We start from the raw sequence: 3,910 nt of genomic DNA on the forward strand, positions 1-3,910 counted from the left end.
GTAAGACCTTTTATTTAAAATGTATCAAAAATAAAAGCCGTATACACGGCTTATTTCCAATAATTATTTACACTATCGAACATCATTTTACCAGCTTTAGCTATAGTAACAATTCCATACACACTGTTCGGGATTTTTGAGCTCATAACAGTAAATGAAAAGGTTCCTTTAGGCATTGTTATTAAAACTGTATCATTTTCTACTCCCTGCTTATCTCCTGTCTTATTTGCGATATTTATTTTTAAATCATTTAATATATAGAGAGAGCTTTTACTTTTAAGCTGCTGTCTTCCTAAAACTCTGAGAAGCTTACTGCTTAGTTCTTTACTCAAAAAAGATTCCCTATAAAGCATCTTCCAGCATTTACACAAGTCGTAGCTGGTGGTTATATTTTCATCATTATTATCATCATAAATTTCATCGGAGGTTCTTCTGTTAAGAACTGTATTGGATAATCCCATTTCTTTGATAACCTCATTAATCCTGTCCTTGCCAATTATGTTTATTATCTTATTTGAAGCAGTATTATCACTTTGGATGAGCATAGCCTTCATAAGTTCATCAAGAGTATATTCTCTTGGTAAAAATTCATGGATAATACCAGTTCCGTAAACCTTATCTTCTTCACTGATAAATATCTTGTCATCCAGCTTATATTTCATGTTTTCAATTTCTTTTAATAAAACCATGGCTATTGGAAGCTTCATGCATCCTGCTGCTGTCATCTTATTATTTTCGTTATAACCGTATACATATCCGCTATTAAGGTCCTCAAAATAGAAGCTATAGTTTCCTATTCTAGATTCGAAATATTTCTTAATCTCTTTCATACAAATCCTCCACACCGATTATTCTATTGATTATTATAGCATAAGCGGGTATAAAATCAAATAATTCACAAAGGAAAAAGAAAAAGCACCAGTAAAAAACCGATGCTCTTTATATTATATTCCAAAAGAAATTCCTATTTTCTTAGCTATTGATACTAATTCTCCTTCAGGTTCAACATTTTTATCTTTTCCTATTACATCTTCAAGGCTTACACTGGAGATATCATTTCCTTTTAAACAAACCATTTTACCAAAATCACCTTCATGTATAAGCTCTGCTGCAGCTACTCCATATCTGGTAGAAAGTATTCTGTCATAAGTGGAAGTGTTTCCGCCTCTTTGAACGTGTCCTAATATAGTAGCTCTTATTTCATGGCCTTTAATGATATCTTCAAGATCGTTAGCAAGCTTGTTTCCTATTCCGCCCAGTCTGATAGGATCTGGACTATCTTTTACTATTTTGCTTACTACTACTTCTCCGTCTTTAGGTTTTGCTCCTTCAGCTACTACTATAATGCTGAAAGGTCTTCCAGCTTCCTGCCTCTCTTTAACTTTTTCTGCAATTTTATTTATATCATAAGGTATTTCAGGTATCAAAATTACATCAGCTGAGCCTGCAATTCCTGAATGAAGAGCAATCCATCCTGCATTTCTTCCCATAACTTCACAAATCATTATTCTATGATGAGATTCAGCAGTGGTATGTAATCTGTCTAAAGCTTCAGTTGCTACATCTATAGCTGTATTAAATCCAAAAGTAACATCTGTGGCAGCTAAATCATTATCTATAGTTTTAGGAACCCCAATAACCTTTACCCCTTTTCTGGCAAAATCTCTGGCGCTTGTTAAAGTTCCATCTCCTCCTATGACAACTAATACGTCCACACCGGATTTTTTCATATTTTCAACTGCTACATCGGAAACATCCTTTTTAACGATTTCCCCATTTTCTTCAACTTGATAGTCAAAAAGATTGTCTTTATTTGAGCTGTATAATATAGTTCCTCCCTTATGAAGAATACCTGAAACAGTGTCTAGAGTTAAAGGAATGTAATCATTATTATATAATCCTCTATATCCATATCTATACCCAATAACTTCATATCCATACTGAAGGATTGCTGTTCTTGTTACCGCCCTTATTACTGCATTTAATCCTGGACAATCTCCGCCTCCTGTGAGCAAAGCTATCCTTTTAACCTGTTGTGTCATTGTTGTTCCCCCTTTACCTATAATCCTTATTATTATACAACAATTATTATAAAAAATATATAAATCATCAAAAAACTTAACGTCTTTTAACAAAGTTATGTTTTTTCAATATTTTTTTTAAAAATTATTGAAAATTACCTTATTAAAAGCTTAATGCTTTACCATGTAAACATTTCAATTTGTATGATAACACATACCTATTCTATTTTAAAGTATAAATTTATTATTTGTATTTTTTGCAATTTTAATCAGTTTATTTTTAACATTTTATACAATAAAAAAAGCGGATAAATCCGCTTATACTATAATTCCATTAAAAATTAACACAGCCAATATGATTCCTATAAAGATTCTATATATAGCAAATACTCTCATAGGTCGCTTTTTTAAAAAATTCATAAAAGAATCCACTACTATTAAAGCAACCAAAAAAGCCACTATGAATCCTAATATCAATGCGGTTACTTCCGTTGATGTTATGGTAGAAAAGCCTTTATATTTAATGAGCTTTAATGCAGAAGCTCCTACCATAGTAGGTATAGCAAGGAAAAAGGAAAATTCTGCTGCAGCCACATTGTTTAATCCAGCTATCCATCCTCCCATTATAGTAGATGCGGATCTAGACATTCCCGGCCACATTGCAATGCACTGGAAAAAACCTATTTTAATAGCTTGACTAAATTTAACTTTATCTATTGAGGTAGTTACTTTTTTTCTTCTGCTTTTTTTTCTGAAATTATTTTCTATAATAATAAGGAGAATTCCTCCTGCTATGAATCCTATAGCAACAGTTTTAGAGTTAAAAAGGTATTGATCTATGTAGTCGTCTAACAGAAATCCGATAACCGCCGCAGGTAAAAATCCTATTAAAATGGTTATCCAAAATCTTAATCCATAAGGTTCCAGCTTAAAAAAAGAAATCACCGTCTTTTTTATTTTAGAAAAATACAACACCACCACCGCTAGTATAGCACCAAGCTGTATAACAATTTGAAACATAGTAGAAAATTTTCCATCATTAAAATTTATTAAATCCCCCACAAGAATCATGTGACCTGATGATGAAATGGGAAGAAATTCCGTAATTCCTTCAACAATAGCTATAATTACAGCTTTAAATATGTATACAAAATCCATGTCATTATCAACCTTTCTTTAGTCAGTCATTTATTTAATTATAAATTTATACTCATAGCTTGTCTACTTAATATAAATCTTTAAATGATAAAATTAGGCTCTATTAGACTAAATTGTTGATATAGTAAAAAATAAATGGGAGAAAATTTTCTTCCATTTATTTCATGGGCTATTTTAACATAGTTCGTACAATCCTAAATTTACGAAGCTACCCATTTTTAGTAATTACCAAATGCTATTCCACATACTTAACACTCTACTATCTAAACCTTTTTTGCATTCTTTGTCACAAGCTTCATTATAATAATTTAAAAATTTCTTAGGTTCTTTAATACACTCAAGTAATTTTTCTCGTCCAAGATTAGTATCAATAGCGATACACATATATTTACCAATAACCTTATCAAGAGCCTCCTCATTATTCCTCATATAATAATACTCGTTTACAGCCTTTTTTAGTCTTTTATACTCACTATTTGGTTCAGTAAACAATCGTACTAATAAATCGGTTAAATCTCTCAACTTTTCGTCAATGTTATTCCATGAATTTAAGTATTTTTCTTCTAAATTAATTCCTAATTCTATTCCATAAGCTTCATGAAATAATTCATACAAGTCTTTACTTTCATTAAAAAAATAAACTGCTGTACCTTCTCCCATAATATTCTCTATCAATGATAGTGCTAAAGAATTATTATCTTTTTTAATCAATAAATATTTTCTTTTTTCAT

4 protein-coding genes are annotated in these 3,910 nt (G+C 30.8%); all 4 read right to left on the reverse strand.

Annotated elements, in window-relative coordinates; translation table 11 throughout:
- Positions 1-50 precede the first annotated feature (50 nt).
- Complete coding sequence (locus tag TA89_RS07085) at positions 51-830, reverse strand: serine hydrolase (RefSeq protein ID WP_040212119.1); 780 nt, start codon at positions 828-830, stop codon at positions 51-53.
- Positions 831-944: 114 nt separating this feature from the next.
- Positions 945-2,042, reverse strand: a complete 1,098-nt coding sequence (locus TA89_RS07090; RefSeq protein ID WP_040212121.1) for a 6-phosphofructokinase — start codon at positions 2,040-2,042, stop codon at positions 945-947.
- A 297-nt stretch (positions 2,043-2,339) separates the two neighbouring features.
- Complete coding sequence (locus TA89_RS07095; RefSeq protein ID WP_040212124.1) at positions 2,340-3,179, reverse strand: undecaprenyl-diphosphate phosphatase; 840 nt, start codon at positions 3,177-3,179, stop codon at positions 2,340-2,342.
- 225 nt (positions 3,180-3,404) lie between these two features.
- Positions 3,405-3,910, reverse strand: a 506-nt coding sequence (locus TA89_RS07100) for a DUF5700 domain-containing putative Zn-dependent protease (RefSeq protein WP_187119275.1), incomplete at its 5' end; no start/stop codon positions are given.

It is taken from the genome of Clostridium polynesiense (assembly GCF_000820705.1).
Taxonomy (GTDB): domain Bacteria; phylum Bacillota; class Clostridia; order Clostridiales; family Clostridiaceae; genus Clostridium_AA; species Clostridium_AA polynesiense.

Bases quoted from the DNA above. Each gene is read 5' to 3' on its own strand.
- TA89_RS07095 (WP_040212124.1), bottom strand. From the start codon at position 3,179: ATGGATTTTGTATACATATTTAAAGCTGTAATTATAGCTATTGTTGAA.
- TA89_RS07090 (WP_040212121.1), bottom strand. From the start codon at position 2,042: ATGACACAACAGGTTAAAAGGATAGCTTTGCTCACAGGAGGCGGAGAT.
- TA89_RS07085 (WP_040212119.1), bottom strand. From the start codon at position 830: ATGAAAGAGATTAAGAAATATTTCGAATCTAGAATAGGAAACTATAGC.